The organism is Stenotrophomonas forensis, assembly GCF_028752115.1.
Classification (GTDB): domain Bacteria; phylum Pseudomonadota; class Gammaproteobacteria; order Xanthomonadales; family Xanthomonadaceae; genus Stenotrophomonas; species Stenotrophomonas forensis.
In genome coordinates this window covers 3016058-3031597 of record NZ_CP082270.1, presented here as the reverse complement: position 1 = coordinate 3031597, position 15540 = coordinate 3016058, and the positions used below count along the sequence as shown (strand labels likewise).

Sequence of the window (15540 nt, the reverse complement as noted above, 5' to 3'; positions counted from 1 at the left end):
GGACATTGCGCGAACCTGTAGTCGTTCTTGTGGAATGCGCGTTGTTCAGCGCACCAGCGCCTCCACCGGGTCCAGCTGCGCTGCACGGCGTGCCGGCAAGAAGCCGAAACCAATGCCGATCAGGCTGCTGCAGGCAAACGCGGCCAGGATCGAGGTGCTCGAGAACACCAGCGAGAAGCCGATATCAGCCAGTGCCAGCACGGCCCCCAGCGCCAGCGCCACGCTGATACCCAGCACGCCACCGAGCAGGCAGACCAGTACCGATTCGATCAGGAACTGCTGCAGGATGTCGCTGCGGCGCGCGCCCACCGCCATGCGCACGCCGATCTCGCGGGTGCGTTCGGTCACCGACACCAGCATGATGTTCATCACCCCGATGCCGCCCACTACCAACGCGATGGCGGCAATGGAGCTGATCATCAGCGTGAGGATGCGGGTGGTCTGCTCGATCGACGTGCGGATCTGCGCGTTGTTGCTCATGTAGAAGTCGCGCCGCCCATGCCGGCGTTCCAGCAGCCGGCCGATGGAGGCTTCCGCAGCCTGCATGCCGACGGTGTCGGACACGCGCACGGTAATGCTGGACACATGGCTCTGCCCCAGCATGCGCGCCATGGCGGTGGTGTAGGGCACCCAGACCTGCAGCAGCGAGGCATCGCCGACGGCGCCGGCCTCCTTCTTCACCACGCCCACCACCCGCACCGGAACGTTGCCCAGCAGCAGGGTCTGGCCGATAGGGTCTTCCTGTGCGGCGAAGAACCGTGCCCGTGTATTGGCGTCGATTACCACTACCTGCTGGTAGCCGGTGATGGCGGGCTGGGCAAAGAAGCGGCCTTGCCCGAGCTTCAGGCCGTGCACGCGGAAATACTGCTCACTCACGCCCTGCATCTGCACGTTGGCCGAGCGGTTGCCGCGCTGGGCGGTGCCACTGCTGGCGACGCCGGGCGTGGCGCTGTCCACGAACGGTTGCGCGGCCAGTGCCGTGCTGTCGCCGGGCGTCAGGGTTTCCACCTGTGCCGCGTGCACATCGCCGAAGCCGGAGCCCGGGTAGACCTCGATGGTGGTGGTGCCCAGCGAGGCGATGTTGGACAGGATGGCCTGGCGTGCGCCGGTGCCCAGGGCGACCACCGATACCACCGAGGCGATGCCGATGATGATGCCGAGCATGGTCAGGAAGGTGCGCATGCGGTGCGCGTTCATCGCGCGCAGGGCCATGCGGAAGGCTTCACCGAAGCGGTCGCGCAGCGCCTGCCAGCCGCTGCCTTCGCTGCGCACCTGCAGAGTGGCTGGGTTGCTGGAGGCCGCCGCTGTCGCGGCAGCGGTAGGGCGATCATCGACGATGCGCCCGTCGCGGATCTCGATGATGCGTTGCGCATGCTCGGCCACGGCCATGTCATGGGTGACCAGCACCACGGTGTGGCCTTCGGCATGCAGTTCGCCGAGGATCTTCATCACCTCCTTGCCGGACTGGGTGTCCAGTGCGCCGGTCGGCTCATCGGCGAAGATCACCGCGCCGCCGTTCATCAGTGCACGCGCGATCGACACGCGCTGCTGCTGCCCGCCGGACAGCTCGCCGGGCAGGTGCTGCATGCGTTCGCCCAGGCCCAGCCGCTGCAACAGCGCCTGCGCGCGGGCATGGCGGTCGGCGCTGGGTTGGCCGGCATAGATGGCCGGCACTTCCACATTGCCCAGCGCGGTCAGGTCGGTCAGCAGGTGGTAACGCTGGAAGATGAAGCCGAAGTGCTCGCGACGCAGTTCGGCCAGTTCGTCCGGCGACATCTGCGCGGTCTCGCGACCAGCAATCTGATACGCGCCGGCCGAGGGCCGGTCCAGACAGCCCAGGATGTTCATCAGGGTGGACTTGCCCGAGCCGGACTGGCCGACGATGGCCACCAGTTCACCGGCACGGATATCCAGGTCGATGCCATCGAGCACGACCAGGGTCTGTTCGCCAGCGGCGAATTCACGGCGGATGCCGCGCACGCGCAGCAGCGGTACGTCCTTTTCTGCGTCCGTCATGGCTGTGCGGCGGCTGTGGCGGCGGCATCGCCGGCCTGGGCCAGGACCACCTGCTCGCCTTCCTGCAGGCCACTGCGCACTTCCACGTTGATCTGGTCGTCCAGCCCGGTGGTGATGCGCCGCGGGGCAGGGTGGCCATCCGCGCCGCGTACCTGCACGTTGTAACTGCCATCGGTGGCGCGCGCGCCCAGCGCGGCCGAGGGAATGGTCAGCACGCCCTTGGCGCGCCCCAGCACGATGCGCACCTGCGCCGTCATGTAGCTGCGCAGGCGGCCATCGGCGTTGTCCACGTCGAACTGGCCGTTGTAGTACATGGCGGTGCGGCTGGCACCCGCCGAAGCCCCTGCCGGACTGAAGCCGGAGGTGTCTTCGTTGGTGATCGACTCCGGTGCCGGCGCGATGTCGCGCAGCGTGCTGCTGTAGCGTCGGCCGCTGTCGCCCAGGATGGTGAAGAACGCCTCCTGTCCCAATGCGGTGTGCACCACGTCGGCCTCGGAGATCTCGGCGTAGACGGTCATCACGTCCTGGTTGCCGAGCATCACGATGGTCGGTGCGCTCTGTACCGCATTGACGGTCTGGCCCTGCCGCGCGACCACGGCCAGCACGGTGCCATCGGTGGGCGCGGTGATGCGCGTGTAGCCCAGGTTCGTCTGCGCCACATCCACATCGGTCTGCCGCTGCACCACTTCGCCATCGAGTGCGGCGATCTGCTCCCGCGTGGCATTGACCTTGGCCTTTGCCGCATCGTAGTCGGCGCGTGCGACCAGTTGCCTTGAAACCAGTGCCTGCTGGCGTTGAAGGGTCAGCTGGTACTGGCGCAGGTCGGTGGCCAGGGCATCACGGTTCGCGCGGGCGCTGCGCTGGGCGGCCTGCGCGCTCTGCAGCGCATTGCGCTGGGTGCGCGAGTCGATCTCGGCGATGAGGTCACCGGCCTTTACCTTGTCGCCCAGCTTCACATGCAGGGTTTCGATGCGGCCGGAGACCTGAGCGCCCACGCTCACCAGCCGCGAGGGCTTCAGCGTGCCGGTGGCTTCCACCACCTGTTCGATGTTGCCACGGGTGACCGGCGCCACCTCCAGGCGAGGCGGTGGCGCGGGTCGCAGCCAGGCGAACAGGAGCAGCGCGGTGCAGAGCAGTACGGCGGCAATGATGAGCACGCGGCGACGCTTGCGCGGTACGGCGCTCATCGGCTCAGCATCCAGAAAAGACAGGGCATCGTGGGTCCTCGCGACAGATGGGATGCACGCCTGCGGTGACAGGTGTGGATGGTCGTCGAGTCTCGATGTGCTGGATTGCGTGAACCTTGCGGCGGTGCCGGCCTGTCAGTGCACCGTGCCGAGTGCGAGCAGGGTTACCGCAATGAACTGCAGCACGCTGCCGAGCGCCAGCAGGACGTGGCGCAGGCGTTGCGACACGCGGCGCAGGCTGCAGAGCTGGCATATCGCGCCAGCCAGCAGCCAGGCTGACGTGATGACGGGCCTCGGACCTGTGGCACCGAGGACGATGACCGGCAAGGTAACGGCCAGCATCATGCCGGCGGCACGCGCGTCCAGCACCCGGGGGATCGAGGGAATCGGTCGGGATGCTGCCTCGCGCCACAATGCCAGCATATGCAGCCCCGCATGCAAGGTGACGAACAGCACGATGGCGGCGGCTGTTCCCGGCGCGTGGCGGAATGTTGCAGCCACCAGTGACATGCCAGGCAACAGCAGGAACAGTGCGCCGGCCAGGCGTATCAGGGCGTCCACCCGCTCGGGTTCGGCAGGTATCCGCAGCCAGTGCGGCCAGTGCTTGCCGCCACGGCTGCGCCACGTTCGCGCGCGATGATTCCACGCTGCCGCGGTCAGACTGGACGTACAGCCGGGGGGCGGAGTACGCGTGGTAGACGAAGAGGGATGCGCTCCCTGTGTCACATGCAGGCTTCCTGTCAGACCCGGACGCGGCATCATGAGCAATGCCACGCCTGCAGATGCTGTGCGGCAAACATTGCCGCAACCTTGCGCATCATCCCCGGTCGTCGTGCGTGGACAGCGGGCAGTCAGCCCCGTAGGCAGGGTGTGCTCAGCGCTCCGGTGGCGGCTCGCTGCTGACGCCCGGATGCAGCGGGAACTCGACGCGGATCAATGCGCCGCCGCCGGGTGCATCCAGAATCGTGACGCGGCCGCCATGCCGGTCGATCACCTGTCGCACCAGATTCAACCCCAGCCCGGCACCGGTCTGGCGCGGGCGCAGGCGCTGGAAGGGCTCGAACACGCGCTCGCGCTGGTCGACCGGAATGCCGGGGCCGTCGTCCTCCACTTCCAGGCAGCTGCCCTGCACGCGCACGATGATATGGCGCCCGCCATGCTCGGCTGCATTCAACACCAGATTGGAAAGCACGCGCTCTACCGCGCCGGCCTCGCCCAGCACCGGGAAGTTCGGTTCCACCGCGACGGCGACCGTCTTGTCGGACTGGATCAACAGCGGCGCCAGATCGGCCACGACCCGCTTGGCCACGCGGGCCAGGTTGAGCGAGTCCTTCGGGCCATCTTCCTCCATGCGGTGCAGGTCCAGCAGCTGCTCGGCCAGCGTGGCCAGCCGGGCGACTTCCACGGCCAGGCTGTGCGAGGTGGCGTCGTCGGCCGCATCTATCTTGACCCGCAGGATCGCGATCGGCGTACGCAGCTCATGGGCGGCGGCGGCGATGAAGCGACGCTGCCGCTCGTGTCCCTCGTCCAGGCGGTCCAGGGCTTCGTTCACCGCCGTCACCAGCGGAGCGATCTCCACCGGTACGGCGGTCTCGGTCAGGCGGATGCCGCGACGGCTGGCGGAGATGTTGCGGGCCTCCTGCGCGATGCGTTCCACACCGGCCAGGGCGCGACGGACGATGATCGGGGTCAGGATGAGAGTGGCCAGGCCCAGCAGCAGGAAGATCGGCAGGGTGATGATGTGTGCCGCCAGCGCCATCTGCCAGGTCAGCGAATCGGTTTCGCCATGGGCCATGATGGTCAGCTTGCCGGCCGGGCCGCTGTGCTGGCGTATCGCCACCGCCAGGCCATCGCTGCGGTCGCGTCCGCGCAGGTCGCCATAGGGGATGCCGTCGAGGGTGCCGACCAGCGACGCATAGGCGGGTGGAACGTGGCCGAAGGTCACGTGGTGGCCATGCTCATCCTCGGCGATGAACCACGCGCCGGGAACGATCTTCAGCAGCTCGGCCAGCTCAGGCGTGTGCTCCACATACAGTTCGCCCGTGCTGTCGCGGTGAACGGCCTCTGCGGCCACAGGGGCAAAGGTCTGGATGGTGTAGTAGCCGCCGCTGTCGGCACGCACCAGCACCATCAGCAGCGCAAAGAACGCCACCAGCAACGCAAGCAGCTGGTAGATCAGCGTTTTGACGATCAGCGGGCGCTTCAGGGAGGGGCGTCGCGCCATTACTTCGTTTCCCGCATCAGATAGCCGACACCGCGGATGGCATGGATTTCCACCCCGGCATCGGCGTCGGCCAATTTGCGCCGCAGGCGCGAGACGTGCGAGTCGAGCGTGTTGGAATGGATGCCGTCGTCGAAGCCATACACCGCCATTTCGATGGACTCGCGCAGCACGGTGCGGCCCAGCCGGCGGGCGAGGGCGGCCAGCACCCGGATCTCGCGGCGCGGAAGCTCCAGTCGCTGTCCACCCACCGTGGCCTCGCCCGAGGCGGGGTCGAACAGCAGCCGGCCGATGCTCACCGGCTCTACCTGCATGCCGCCCGGCCGGCGCCCGGCTGCCCGGATCCGCGCGAACAGTTCCTCCAGCGCGAAGGGCTTGGCCAGGTAGTCGTCGGCCCCTTCATCCAGGCCGGCGATGCGGTCCGGCAACTGTCCCAGCGCACTGAGCACGATGATCGGTACCCCGGGGTTGTGCCCGCGCAGGACCTGAATCAGGCCCAGCCCGTCGCCATCGGGCAGGGTGCGGTCCAGCAGCACCAGATCGTGCGACCCGGAAAGCGCCGCTTCGCGGGCCAGTGCCAGCGTGTTGGCCAGGTCCACCACGTAGCGCTCGCGCTGCAGGGCGGACTTCAGGGTGGCAGCCAGTTCGGCTTCGTCTTCGATCAGCAGGATGTGCATCGGCGGGAATCGGGCGGGAAGGGGCGCGGGGGACTTCGGCAGGCGCCGGCACCGTATTACAGGAACATTGCGTGAACATGGCGTGCCAATGCAGGGCGAGCCCCGCAGCGGTGAGGCCCTCTGGCGCAAGGTTGGCGCAATCCGGGCACTCCAGCCTTGGCGCCCGTCTGCTGATCCCCAACCCTGGAGTGCCCATGAAGTTGTACGTACCGCTGTTGTTCGTTGCCGCGCTGGGCGGCTGCACCACCGCCAGGATGACCGTCACCCCCGATGGTCGCCGTGGCGTGTCCATCGACTGCAGCGGCTCCAGTTCCTGGAGTGGCTGCTACGAGAAGGCCGGGCAGATGTGCCCGGGGGGCTATGTGGTCTTCAGCAAGGATGGCGATGAAGGAAATGCCATCGCGGTGGGCAACAGGAACGGCTTCACCTCCACCCAGATGGCCACCCGCTCGATGCTGGTGTCCTGCTCGCACTGACGCTGGCAGGGGAAGTGGGTTGCCACTTCCCCCGCTGCTCCCTGCAGCATGGCCTTAGAAGGTGTAGGCCGCCTGCACATACACCCGCCGCGGTTCACCCGGGAAGTGCCCGTTGCGTTCGATGAAGCCGCTGGCGGCGTACACCTTGTTGAACAGGTTCTTGACGTTGGCCTGGAACTGCCACTGCTTCCACGTGGTCTTCCAGCTCACATCGAACACGGTGTAGGCCTTCACCGTCTGTCCGTCGAGGCTGACGCGTTCTCCGACATGATCCACGCCGAAGCCAATCGCTGAGTTGATCGAGGGCAGGTCATAGCGCGTCCACAGGCCCACTTTGTTGCGTGGTGCGTTGGCGAAGCGGTCGCCCGAGGCATTGGTGATGCCGCCTGGACCGGCATCCTTCACCCGCGCGTCGTTGTAGGCATAGGTCAGATTCAGCACCCAGCGCTCGGTGATGTCGGCCAGCAGGTCCAGTTCCATGCCGGTGCTGCGCACCAGGCCCAGTGCGGCCAGCTGGTTCACCCCGCCGATCACCTCGCCGGTGGCCTGCACGATGTTGCTGCGGTCGATGCGGTAGGCCGCCATGTTCAAGGTCACGCGGTCGGCCAGCAGGGATTTCAGGCCAACCTCCCACTGCCTGCTGCGCTCGGCGTCGAACGGGCCGCCCGCGGCCGGGTTCTGGTTGGCCGCGCTCTGCGGCACGAAGCCACTGGCCACGTTGGCGTACACGTTCAGCCCCTCGCGCACGCTGAAGGTGCTGCCCAGCCGCCAGCTGAGGTCGTTGCCTTCCACGCCGCTGCCACCCAGGCGGTCCTCATCCTTGAAGCCATCCCAGCGCAGCCCGGCCAGCACGTGCCAGCGCGGGCCCAGCGCCAGCTCATCCTGCAGATAGCCGCCGTAGCGCTTGCTGCGCGTGGAGGTGCTGCGCCAGGGCAGCGCGGCCAGGTTGTAGTCATGCCAGGTGCTGGCGCCATAGACCGGGTTGAACAGATCGATGCCGCGCACCGGGCCGGCGCCGCGTGCCAGGTCGGCGCTGTTGGCGGTCTGTGCGGTGAAGTCGGCGTCGAGCTGGTACACATCGGCGCCGAACAACACCTTGTGTTCGATGCGCCCGGTGTTGATCCGCCAGACCGCATTCGCGCTGGCGGTGAACGCCTCGTTGTCGCGGATCTGGTTGCGCAGCTGGCGCGTCATCCACTCGGCCACGCCATCGCGGTCACGGTCGATCAGCCCCATCGGCTCGTGGTACATCTGGTGCTCGTTGTTGCTGAACCAGCGTGCGGCAACGTCCACGTCAAGGGTGTCGCGTGGTGCGAAGCGGTACTGCACCAATGCCACCTTGGCGCGCATGTCGAGGAAGTCGCTGGCCTCGTTGTGGTTCCAGCGGCGGTCGGTCAGGAAGGTCCCGGCATCGTTCACCGGCACACCGCGCAGGCGGTTGCCGCCCAGGTTCTGGGTGATGTCGGTGAACTGCAGCACCAGTTCGCCGGTCTGGCCGACATCGAAGGCCAGCGACGCATCGCCGATCACGCTTTCGCTGTCGGCGTTCCAGCGCACGCCCTCTTCGCTGTCGGCATACAGGCCTGCGCGATAGCGAACGCTGCCGGTGGCATTCAACGGCCCGGTGCCTTCGATCGAGCCCGCACGGAAAGCCTTGTCGCCCACCTGCAGCTCGATGCGGCGCTCGGCACGAGCCTTCGGCTTGCGCGTCACATAGTTGATGACGCCGCCGGCATCGCCGCCGCCGTACAGCGCACCGGCAGGGCCCTTCAATACCTCCACGCGCTCGATGTTGAACAGCTGCGGTACCGAGAAACCTGCATAGGGATCGCCACGCAGGCCGTCGTACAGCACGTTCTCCTGGCGGAAGCCGCGCAGGGTCACGCCGGCATAGCTGAAGAAGCTGATGCCGCTGATGCTGCGGTACAGGTCGGTCACCTGGCGCGCGGCCTGGTCGTCGATCAGCTCGCGCGGGATCACCTGGATCGACTGCGGGACCAGCTCCAGCGGGGTGTCGGTACGAGTACCAACGGCCGCATCGGTGGCGCGGTAGAGGGTCTGCGCACGGCCGCGGACTTCGACCTTGTCCAGGTCCCTGGGGGCGTCTGCCGGGGTCTCGGCGGCCAGTGCGAGGGAGGTCAGGGAAAGGCCCAGCGCAAGGCACAGGGCGCGCGGCAGAGGAGCGGAAAGGGGCATGGGGGCGAGGTGGGGGCGGTTGCAAATGAGAAAGATTAGCATTTGCAACACTTCGTGACCTATCCCCCGAATGCGCTATGGACGCAAGGCCGGGTCTGTATACGGCGTGCCTGCCAAGGCCACCAGCACCCCGGTGGCGCCACGCACGATCAGCTGCTGCATGGCCTCGCGCGGGTCTTCACCCTGCCGCTGGCTGGCCAGGCCCTTCTCGTAGGCCGCCACCATCGACGCCATCAGCATGCCCGCGCCCAGCCTTGCCTCGGCATCGCTGGCGGGCCTGCCGGCAGCATCGGCCATCAGCTGCGCCAGGTCGTCGCTCAGTTGCGCCTGCAGCCTGCGCGCGTGCGCGACAAGCACGGGACTGTCGGCTACGGTCGCCCAGAACGCCGCTGCGCCGGCGTTGATCCGCAGCAGCGGATGGCCGCTGTCCAGCAGTTGCCGTACCAGTGACTGGAAGGCGCCCAGCGGGGCCATGTCGTTGTGGGCCAGCATGCCCTCGCGCAGCAAAGCGCGCGCCTCCTCGTCGCGGTCGAAGACCAGGTCTTCCTTGCTGGCGAAGTAGTTGAAGACCGTCTTGCGCGAGACCCCGGCGGCCTCGGCGATCTCGGACATCGACACCGCCTCGAAGCCGCGCCGGATGATCAGCTCGGTGGCGACGTCTGAAATCGCTTGTCGGGTCTCGGCCTTGCGCTGCTCGCGGCGGCCCGGGGATGGGGTCATCGGAGGTTCACTTGTAGAAACGTACACCGAGTGTAACATTATGATCGCCAGAGCGCCGGCCCGGTGCTCACGAGGAAGTCCCAATGCTGTACGACGTCGTCATCGCCGGTGCGGGCCCGGTCGGCCTGTTCCTGTCCTGCGAACTGGCCCAGGCCGGCTGTTCGGTTCGGGTGCTGGAACAGGCCGAGTCCGCCGAATCCCCGCTGAAACGCTTGCCGCTGGGCCTGCGCGGCTTGAACGCCCCCACCCTGGAGGCGCTGGATCGGCGCGGCCTGCTGGACGCGGTTGCCGCGGCCCAGGTGCTGAAGCCGGACAAGGGCGCCCCCCCGCCCGGCACGGCGCACTGGCTGGCGCAGCCGCGGCCGTTGGGGGGCCACTTCGCCGGCATTCCGTTCGCGCTGGACAACGTGGACAGCGGGCGCTGGAACTGGCGGCTGCCAACGCCGGTCGGCACGCAGATGGCGATCGAGCTGCAGGCGCTGGAAGCGGTATTGACCGAGCGCGCAGTCGGGCTGGGCGTGCACATCGATCGCGGCTGCGCGGTACAGGCGGTGCAGGTGGAGGAGGATCAGGTCGCTGTGCAGACGACCGCACACGGCACCGTCCACGGCCGCTGGCTGGTTGGCTGCGATGGTGCCCGCAGCACCGTGCGCAAGCAATCGGGTTTCAGCTTCGAAGGAACCGATCCGGAGTTCACCGGCCACTCCCTGCTCGTCGAACTGGAAGATCCTTCGATGCTCACGCCGGGTCGCCAGTACACCACGCACGGGATGTGCAATTTCAATCCTCCGGGTGTGCTGGCACTGGCCGATTTCGACGGCGGCGCTGGCCATCGCACGGCGCTGGACCTGCCGTCGGCGCAAGCGCTGCTGCGGCGCGTGTCCGGTCGCAATGCAACGATCACCGCGCTGCACCTGGCCACCACCTGGACCGACGCCGCGCGCCAGGCCAGCGCCTACCGCAACGGTCGCGTGCTGCTGGCCGGTGATGCCGCACACATGCATTCACCGTTGGGTGGGCAGGGGTTGAACCTGGGCATCGGCGATGCAATGAACCTGGGCTGGAAGCTGGCGGCCGTGGTCCGTGGCGATGCCGGAGAGGCCTTGCTGGACAGCTATCAGGCCGAGCGGCATCCGATCGGCGCAAAGGTACTGGACTGGTCGCGTGCGCAGGTTGCGCTGATGCGGCCGGGCGCCGGTTCGCGCGCGCTGGCGGCCGTCATCGCCGATCTGGCCGACACCCGCGATGGCGCGACCTATCTGGCCGAGCGGGTCTGGGGCGTGGCGCAGCAGCTGGCGCCGGGCGATGGGCACCCGCTGGTCGGTCGCAGCGTGCCGGACTTCGTGCTGGCCGACGGCCGTCGCACCGGCGAGCTGCTGAGGGCCGGGCAGGGGGCGCTGCTCGTGTTCGATGTGGAATCGTTGCCGTGCAACATCATGGGCGATGCGCCATCGCACCCTGTCTGCATGGGATCGGTGCCGGATGAGGCGACGGGCCTGGGCGCGGTTCTGGTGCGCCCCGATGGCATCGTCGCCTGGGCCTGCGGTGCGGGCGCCGACCTGACCGGATTGGCTCACGCGCGGCAGCGCTGGTTCGGGACGGCGGCCGTCCGCTGACCTGCACGATGGCGGCGCAGCCGATCCGGGCTGCGCCGGCTGCGCTTACAGATCCTTTTTCTTGCCGCTCAGGTCCAGCGGTTTGTCGCTGCCCTTGCGCTCGCTCGACCACACTTCCATGCCCTTGTTGCAGCGGCTCTCACGGGCGGCCACGTCGCGCGGCAGGTCCTTCAGATGCGGCGATTCCTGGCAGGCCGGGTGCATCGCGCTGTCGTCGTAGGTGGCACAGCCACCCAGCGGGACCAATACAAGGACGGTGAGTGAGGTGCGCAGCAGGGGCGGCAGGTTCATGCGGAAGTCTCGGGGTGGTGCCGGAGTGGCCCTGCCATTCCAGGCTGTGACCCCAGGCACAGGCAATCGGACTGATCGCACTTGTTATTCTGTAACAATCGCGCGATAGTCCGGCGCCCGATGCGGTCAGGCGATGCAGGCCATCAGCACCACGCACAGGGCCAGCATCAGCACGAACACCCGGCGGCTCAGCGCGAGGCAGGCCAGGTAGGCGGCCAGGGCCCAGGCGCCCAGCAGGGCGCAGGCCAGCATCCACACCCCGATCACCATCAGTGATCCACTCGCCAGCGCCGACAGCGCAACAGCCTTGAACGCCGCAACGCCCAGCACACTGCCGAGAATGCCTGCCTGCAGGGCGATGGCATCGTGACGTGCAGGGGCGGGCGCGTGAAGCATGGTGGCTGGATGGGTCCAAGCGTGAGCGGCACGCGTACTGTGCCCGACTGCATATCCACGCCATGTGTTCTTCGTGGGCCCAACGCGGCTCAGTCGAACTCGCCCTCGACCGATTCCAGTCGCTTCCGGTACGCCGCGCGATGCTGGTACAGGCGCTGGCATTCGCTCGACCGGTAGATGCGGCTTGCCGGTTCGTTGGCGACCGAATCGCACATCCGCGCAATGTGGTTGCTGGCCGCCAGTTCGGTGACGAAGAACACCGCCGTGATGCCGGTGCCCAGCAGCACCACATACAACAGGCGGCTGAGCCAGCGCGTGCGCTTGCGCTCGAAGTGCTGCTGGAGGGTCAGGTCGAAGCGGATGATGCTGAGCACGATCCAGATGATGGCGACCAGGAAGCACAGCGTGGGCAGCAGCCCGCGCCAGAGCCCGGCCTCGTACACCGATTCGCTGTAATGGACCGCGGCTCCGGCACCGGCGATGGCAATCGCCAGCGCCCAGTTGCGGCCGAGCGAGAGCAGGTCATCGAGCAGTTTTTCGCGGTTGCTGGTCGGTGCTGCTGCCACGTGGGTTCCTTGTGCCTGCTGTGATCGGGAGCGGATTGCCGCCGATCACGCAGATGGTGGAGCATCGCTGCCGCGATGAGAAGCCTGCCCGTTCAGCGGCTGCCTGCGCGCGCAGCGATCCAGCGCCTGTAGCGACGGGTCCGGCACCTGCCCGCCGCCTGCGCCAGCAGCAGCGCCCACAGCGGTGAGACGCCGGGCGCGGTGGGGCGGCGCCGGCTCAGCCGGCCCAGCTGGTACTTCACCGCCGCCATGTGTGCGCTGGCCGCAAGCGGCTTGCTGCGCCAGTCAATGGTGCGCAGCATCGGCACCGCGTCGTGCCCCTGCTGCCAGTGTTTGGGCAGGTCCGGTTCGATCGCCAACGCGGTGGCGATGCCCACCATCGCAACACCGCTCTCCAGCACCTGCTGGGCCACCGCGTGGCGACGGATACCGCCGGTGACCATCAGCGGCATCGTCGCCACTGTGGCGATCTCGCGTGCGAACTCGAGGAAATAGGCTTCGCGTGCGAGGCTGCGTTCATCGCGCGCGGCGCCGGTCATGGCCGGTGCTTCGTAGCTGCCACCGGACAGTTCGACCAGATCCACACCCAGCGGGGCCAGCATCTCCACCACCGCGCGCGCGTCCTCCGGCGAGAAGCCGCCACGCTGGAAGTCGGCGGAATTGAGCTTCACCGCCACCGCGAACGTGGGCGACACCGCAGTGCGCACCCCTTGCACGATCTCAAGCAACAGGCGTGCTCGGTTCTGCAGGCTGCCACCCCAGCGATCATCGCGGTGGTTGGAGAGCGGCGACAGGAACTGGCTGAGCAGATAGCCGTGCGCGGCATGGATCTCCACCCCGCTGAAGCCAGCACGCTCGGCCAGCTCGGAACTGCGGATGAAGCGGGCGATCACCTCTTCGATGTCGGCCTCGGTCATCGCCCGCGGCGGTGCGAACTGGCTGGACAACGCCCCCATCTGCAGCGGCACCGCTGAAGGCGCCAACGTCGGTTGACCGAGCGCTGCCGGCATCTGCCGCCCGGGATGGTTGATCTGCATCCACATCTGCACGCCGCGCGCGCGGGCCGTGTCCGCCCAGGCGATGAAGCGATCGAGGTGGCGGTCGTCTTCCAGCACCACGCCGCCCGGTCCGGTCATGGCACGGCCATCGACCATCACATTGCCGGTGATGATCAGCCCGGCACCGCCGTCGGCCCAGCGCTGGTAAAGCTGCAGCAGCGCGGGCGAGGGCGCGTGGTCGGCGTCGGCCATGTTTTCCTCCATCGCGGCCTTGGCGATGCGGTTGTGGATGACAGCGCCCGAGGGCAGGGCCAGCGGCGAGAACAGGGACATCGGACAGCTCCGGGACAGGGGAATGGCGCTACGCTAACCTTCAAGTTTGATTGAAGGTCAACCGGTGCCGATGTCGAGGATTCAGGCCCATGAAGATCGGTGAGCTGGCCCGCCGCACGGGCCTGGCCGCGTCGCGCATCCGCTTCTACGAGGATGCCGGGCTGCTGGTGGTGCAGCGCCAGGCCAACGGCTATCGCGACTACCCGGAGCAGGCGGTGCTGCTGCTGGAGCTGATCATCGGCGCGCAGCGCGCAGGCTTCAGCCTGGAAGAGATCCGCGCGCTGCTGCCGCCGGACATGGGCCAGTGGCAGCACGATGCGCTGATCACGATGCTGCGGCGGAAGGTGGCCGATATCGAGGCGCTGCAACTGCGCCTTGCGCAGAGCCGGGCGCACCTGCTGGCCTTGATCGAGGATATCCAGGCGCGGCCGGACGGCATTGATTGCGCGGCCAATTCACGGCGGGTACTGGACCGCGTACAGCGTGGCGAACTGGCACGGCCCACGCTGGCAGCCGGCGATGGTGCGTTGCTGCGACCGGGCCGCCGCCGCCGCAACGGCAGCGACTGACGACCCGGCGCGATGCTCAGTGGCCGCCGGCGACGGCGTGCTTGCGCTTCCTGTCCAGCATCACCGCCACACCCCACAGCAGCAGGCCGCCGAGGGCGGTGGCGGCGCCGACGTAGCCGGTGCTGGCCGGGCTGAAGCCGGCGCTGATCGCCATGCCGCCCAGCCAGGGGCCCAGGGCATTGGCGGTATTGAACGCGGCATGGTTGGAAGCGGCGGCAAGCGTCTGTGCTTCGCCGGCCACGTCCATCAGGCGGGTCTGCAGCACCGCCGCCAGCGCGCCCATGGTGCCGACAGTGATGATCATCGGGCCGATCGTCCACACCGACTGCGCCGCCAGCGGATACAGCAACAGCATCACGATCGACCACAGCAGCACCACGGCGGCGGCCTTGAAGTGGAACTTGTCCACCAGCCAGCCACCGGCGATGTTGCCGATGATCGCGCCGATGCCGAATACGCCCACCGCCAGCGGCATCCACGATTCGGCCACGCCGGTGACCTGCACCAGGGTCGGTGCCAGGTAGGTGAACACACAGAACATACCGGCGAAACCGACCGCACCGATCGCCAGCGCCAGCCACACCTGGGTAGTGTTGAAGGCGCGCAGTTCGCGCATCGGCGAGGTACGCACCTCGTCCGGATCGGGCAGCAGGAAGCGCGCGATCATCACCACGGTGGCGATGGCCAGCAGGCTGACCAGGGCGAAGGCGGTGCGCCAGCTCAGCTGCTGGCCCAGCCAGGTGGTCAGCGGATTGCCGACCAGGATCGCGATCGACAGGCCGAGCAGCACGCGCGACATCGCCTGGCCACGCTGGCCGGCGGGGCTGATCGCCGCAGCCACCAGCATCGCGACGCCGAAGTAGGCGCCATGCGGCAGGCCGGCGACGAAGCGCGCCAGCAGCATGGTGGCGTAGTTCGGCGCCAGCGCGCTGGCCAGGTTGCCGACGGCATAGAAGCCCATCAGCGCCAACAACAGCTTGCGGCGCGGGAAACTGGCGCCGACGAACGCCAGGATCGGCGCACCGACCACCACGCCGATGGCGTAGGCGCTGATCAGGTGACCGACCTGGGTTTCAGAGATCGACAGGCCCCGGCTGATCTCCAGCATCAGGCCCATGCTGGCGAACTCGCTGGTGCCGATGGCGAAGCCGCCCAATGACAGGGCGAGAATGATCAGGGTGCGCTGACGGGGCGTCAGCCGCGCAGCCAGGGAAGAGTTGGGGCTCATGCGGGGGCGCGATGGGGACGGGGAGCCGCCCATTGTACTGCTGCACCGCA

Annotated in this window: 15 protein-coding genes; 3 read left to right on the top strand and 12 right to left on the bottom strand. The window is 67.9% G+C overall.

Features of this window, described 5'->3' with window-relative positions; translation table 11 throughout:
- Positions 1-45 precede the first annotated feature (45 nt).
- The 5 genes from K5L94_RS14110 to K5L94_RS14090 form a co-directional block, all read right to left on the bottom strand.
- Positions 46-2016: a MacB family efflux pump subunit gene (locus tag K5L94_RS14110; protein ID WP_274510686.1), complete on the bottom strand. Its 1971-nt coding sequence runs from the start codon at positions 2014-2016 to the stop codon at positions 46-48.
- Positions 2013-3203, bottom strand: a complete 1191-nt coding sequence (locus K5L94_RS14105; RefSeq protein ID WP_274510685.1) for an efflux RND transporter periplasmic adaptor subunit — start codon at positions 3201-3203, stop codon at positions 2013-2015. Before K5L94_RS14105 ends, K5L94_RS14110 begins: the two co-directional genes overlap by 4 nt.
- Before the next feature lie 135 nt (positions 3204-3338).
- Positions 3339-3977: a hypothetical protein gene (locus K5L94_RS14100; RefSeq protein WP_274510684.1), complete on the bottom strand. Its 639-nt coding sequence runs from the start codon at positions 3975-3977 to the stop codon at positions 3339-3341.
- 100 nt (positions 3978-4077) lie between these two features.
- Positions 4078-5427: a sensor histidine kinase gene (locus tag K5L94_RS14095; protein ID WP_274510683.1), complete on the bottom strand. Its 1350-nt coding sequence runs from the start codon at positions 5425-5427 to the stop codon at positions 4078-4080.
- Positions 5427-6101 carry a response regulator transcription factor gene (locus K5L94_RS14090; protein ID WP_053510310.1) on the bottom strand — a complete coding sequence of 225 codons (675 nt, stop codon included), beginning with the start codon at positions 6099-6101 and terminating at the stop codon, positions 5427-5429. The genes K5L94_RS14095 and K5L94_RS14090 overlap by 1 nt, the downstream gene beginning before the upstream one ends.
- A gap of 194 nt (positions 6102-6295) precedes the next feature.
- Between K5L94_RS14090 and K5L94_RS14085 the strand changes: the two genes are divergently transcribed.
- Positions 6296-6577: a hypothetical protein gene (locus tag K5L94_RS14085; RefSeq protein WP_053450161.1), complete on the top strand. Its 282-nt coding sequence runs from the start codon at positions 6296-6298 to the stop codon at positions 6575-6577.
- Positions 6578-6631: 54 nt separating this feature from the next.
- Here the strand turns inward: K5L94_RS14085 and K5L94_RS14080 are convergent, their stop codons facing one another.
- Positions 6632-8773 (bottom strand): TonB-dependent siderophore receptor, encoded by a 2142-nt coding sequence (locus K5L94_RS14080; RefSeq protein WP_274510682.1) that lies wholly within the window; start codon positions 8771-8773, stop codon positions 6632-6634.
- A 75-nt stretch (positions 8774-8848) separates the two neighbouring features.
- Positions 8849-9493, bottom strand: coding sequence for a TetR/AcrR family transcriptional regulator (locus K5L94_RS14075; RefSeq protein WP_180880150.1), 645 nt, complete (start codon positions 9491-9493; stop codon positions 8849-8851).
- A gap of 83 nt (positions 9494-9576) precedes the next feature.
- On the opposite strand from K5L94_RS14075, the gene K5L94_RS14070 reads away from it, so the two are divergent.
- Positions 9577-11109 (top strand): FAD-dependent monooxygenase, encoded by a 1533-nt coding sequence (locus K5L94_RS14070; protein ID WP_274510681.1) that lies wholly within the window; start codon positions 9577-9579, stop codon positions 11107-11109.
- Between the two features lie 45 nt (positions 11110-11154).
- Here the strand turns inward: K5L94_RS14070 and K5L94_RS14065 are convergent, their stop codons facing one another.
- From K5L94_RS14065 to K5L94_RS14050, 4 genes are all read right to left on the bottom strand, one after another.
- Positions 11155-11400 (bottom strand): hypothetical protein, encoded by a 246-nt coding sequence (locus K5L94_RS14065; protein ID WP_274510680.1) that lies wholly within the window; start codon positions 11398-11400, stop codon positions 11155-11157.
- A gap of 126 nt (positions 11401-11526) precedes the next feature.
- A complete protein-coding gene (locus K5L94_RS14060; protein WP_053450156.1) occupies positions 11527-11796 on the bottom strand; it encodes a hypothetical protein in 270 nt (89 codons plus the stop codon).
- Positions 11797-11885: 89 nt separating this feature from the next.
- Complete coding sequence (locus tag K5L94_RS14055) at positions 11886-12362, bottom strand: hypothetical protein (RefSeq protein ID WP_053450155.1); 477 nt, start codon at positions 12360-12362, stop codon at positions 11886-11888.
- A gap of 92 nt (positions 12363-12454) precedes the next feature.
- Positions 12455-13693: an NADH:flavin oxidoreductase/NADH oxidase family protein gene (locus K5L94_RS14050; protein WP_274510679.1), complete on the bottom strand. Its 1239-nt coding sequence runs from the start codon at positions 13691-13693 to the stop codon at positions 12455-12457.
- Between the two features lie 89 nt (positions 13694-13782).
- On the opposite strand from K5L94_RS14050, the gene K5L94_RS14045 reads away from it, so the two are divergent.
- Positions 13783-14262 (top strand): MerR family transcriptional regulator, encoded by a 480-nt coding sequence (locus K5L94_RS14045; RefSeq protein ID WP_164241865.1) that lies wholly within the window; start codon positions 13783-13785, stop codon positions 14260-14262.
- 16 nt (positions 14263-14278) lie between these two features.
- On the opposite strand, the gene K5L94_RS14040 is transcribed toward K5L94_RS14045, so the two are convergent.
- The gene (locus K5L94_RS14040; RefSeq protein ID WP_180880154.1) at positions 14279-15490 is read right to left on the bottom strand and encodes an MFS transporter; all 1212 of its coding nucleotides are present in this window, start codon (positions 15488-15490) and stop codon (positions 14279-14281) included.
- Between the last annotated feature and the right edge of the window lie 50 nt (positions 15491-15540).

Excerpts from the sequence above, each read along its gene's own strand:
- K5L94_RS14110 (WP_274510686.1), bottom strand. The coding sequence starts at position 2,016 with ATGACGGACGCAGAAAAGGACGTACCGCTGCTGCGCGTGCGCGGCATC.
- K5L94_RS14105 (WP_274510685.1), bottom strand. The coding sequence starts at position 3,203 with ATGAGCGCCGTACCGCGCAAGCGTCGCCGCGTGCTCATCATTGCCGCC.
- K5L94_RS14095 (WP_274510683.1), bottom strand. The coding sequence starts at position 5,427 with ATGGCGCGACGCCCCTCCCTGAAGCGCCCGCTGATCGTCAAAACGCTG.
- K5L94_RS14090 (WP_053510310.1), bottom strand. The coding sequence starts at position 6,101 with ATGCACATCCTGCTGATCGAAGACGAAGCCGAACTGGCTGCCACCCTG.
- K5L94_RS14085 (WP_053450161.1), top strand. The coding sequence starts at position 6,296 with ATGAAGTTGTACGTACCGCTGTTGTTCGTTGCCGCGCTGGGCGGCTGC.
- K5L94_RS14080 (WP_274510682.1), bottom strand. The coding sequence starts at position 8,773 with ATGCCCCTTTCCGCTCCTCTGCCGCGCGCCCTGTGCCTTGCGCTGGGC.
- K5L94_RS14075 (WP_180880150.1), bottom strand. The coding sequence starts at position 9,493 with ATGACCCCATCCCCGGGCCGCCGCGAGCAGCGCAAGGCCGAGACCCGA.
- K5L94_RS14070 (WP_274510681.1), top strand. The coding sequence starts at position 9,577 with ATGCTGTACGACGTCGTCATCGCCGGTGCGGGCCCGGTCGGCCTGTTC.
- K5L94_RS14065 (WP_274510680.1), bottom strand. The coding sequence starts at position 11,400 with ATGAACCTGCCGCCCCTGCTGCGCACCTCACTCACCGTCCTTGTATTG.
- K5L94_RS14060 (WP_053450156.1), bottom strand. The coding sequence starts at position 11,796 with ATGCTTCACGCGCCCGCCCCTGCACGTCACGATGCCATCGCCCTGCAG.
- K5L94_RS14050 (WP_274510679.1), bottom strand. The coding sequence starts at position 13,693 with ATGTCCCTGTTCTCGCCGCTGGCCCTGCCCTCGGGCGCTGTCATCCAC.
- K5L94_RS14045 (WP_164241865.1), top strand. The coding sequence starts at position 13,783 with ATGAAGATCGGTGAGCTGGCCCGCCGCACGGGCCTGGCCGCGTCGCGC.
- K5L94_RS14040 (WP_180880154.1), bottom strand. The coding sequence starts at position 15,490 with ATGAGCCCCAACTCTTCCCTGGCTGCGCGGCTGACGCCCCGTCAGCGC.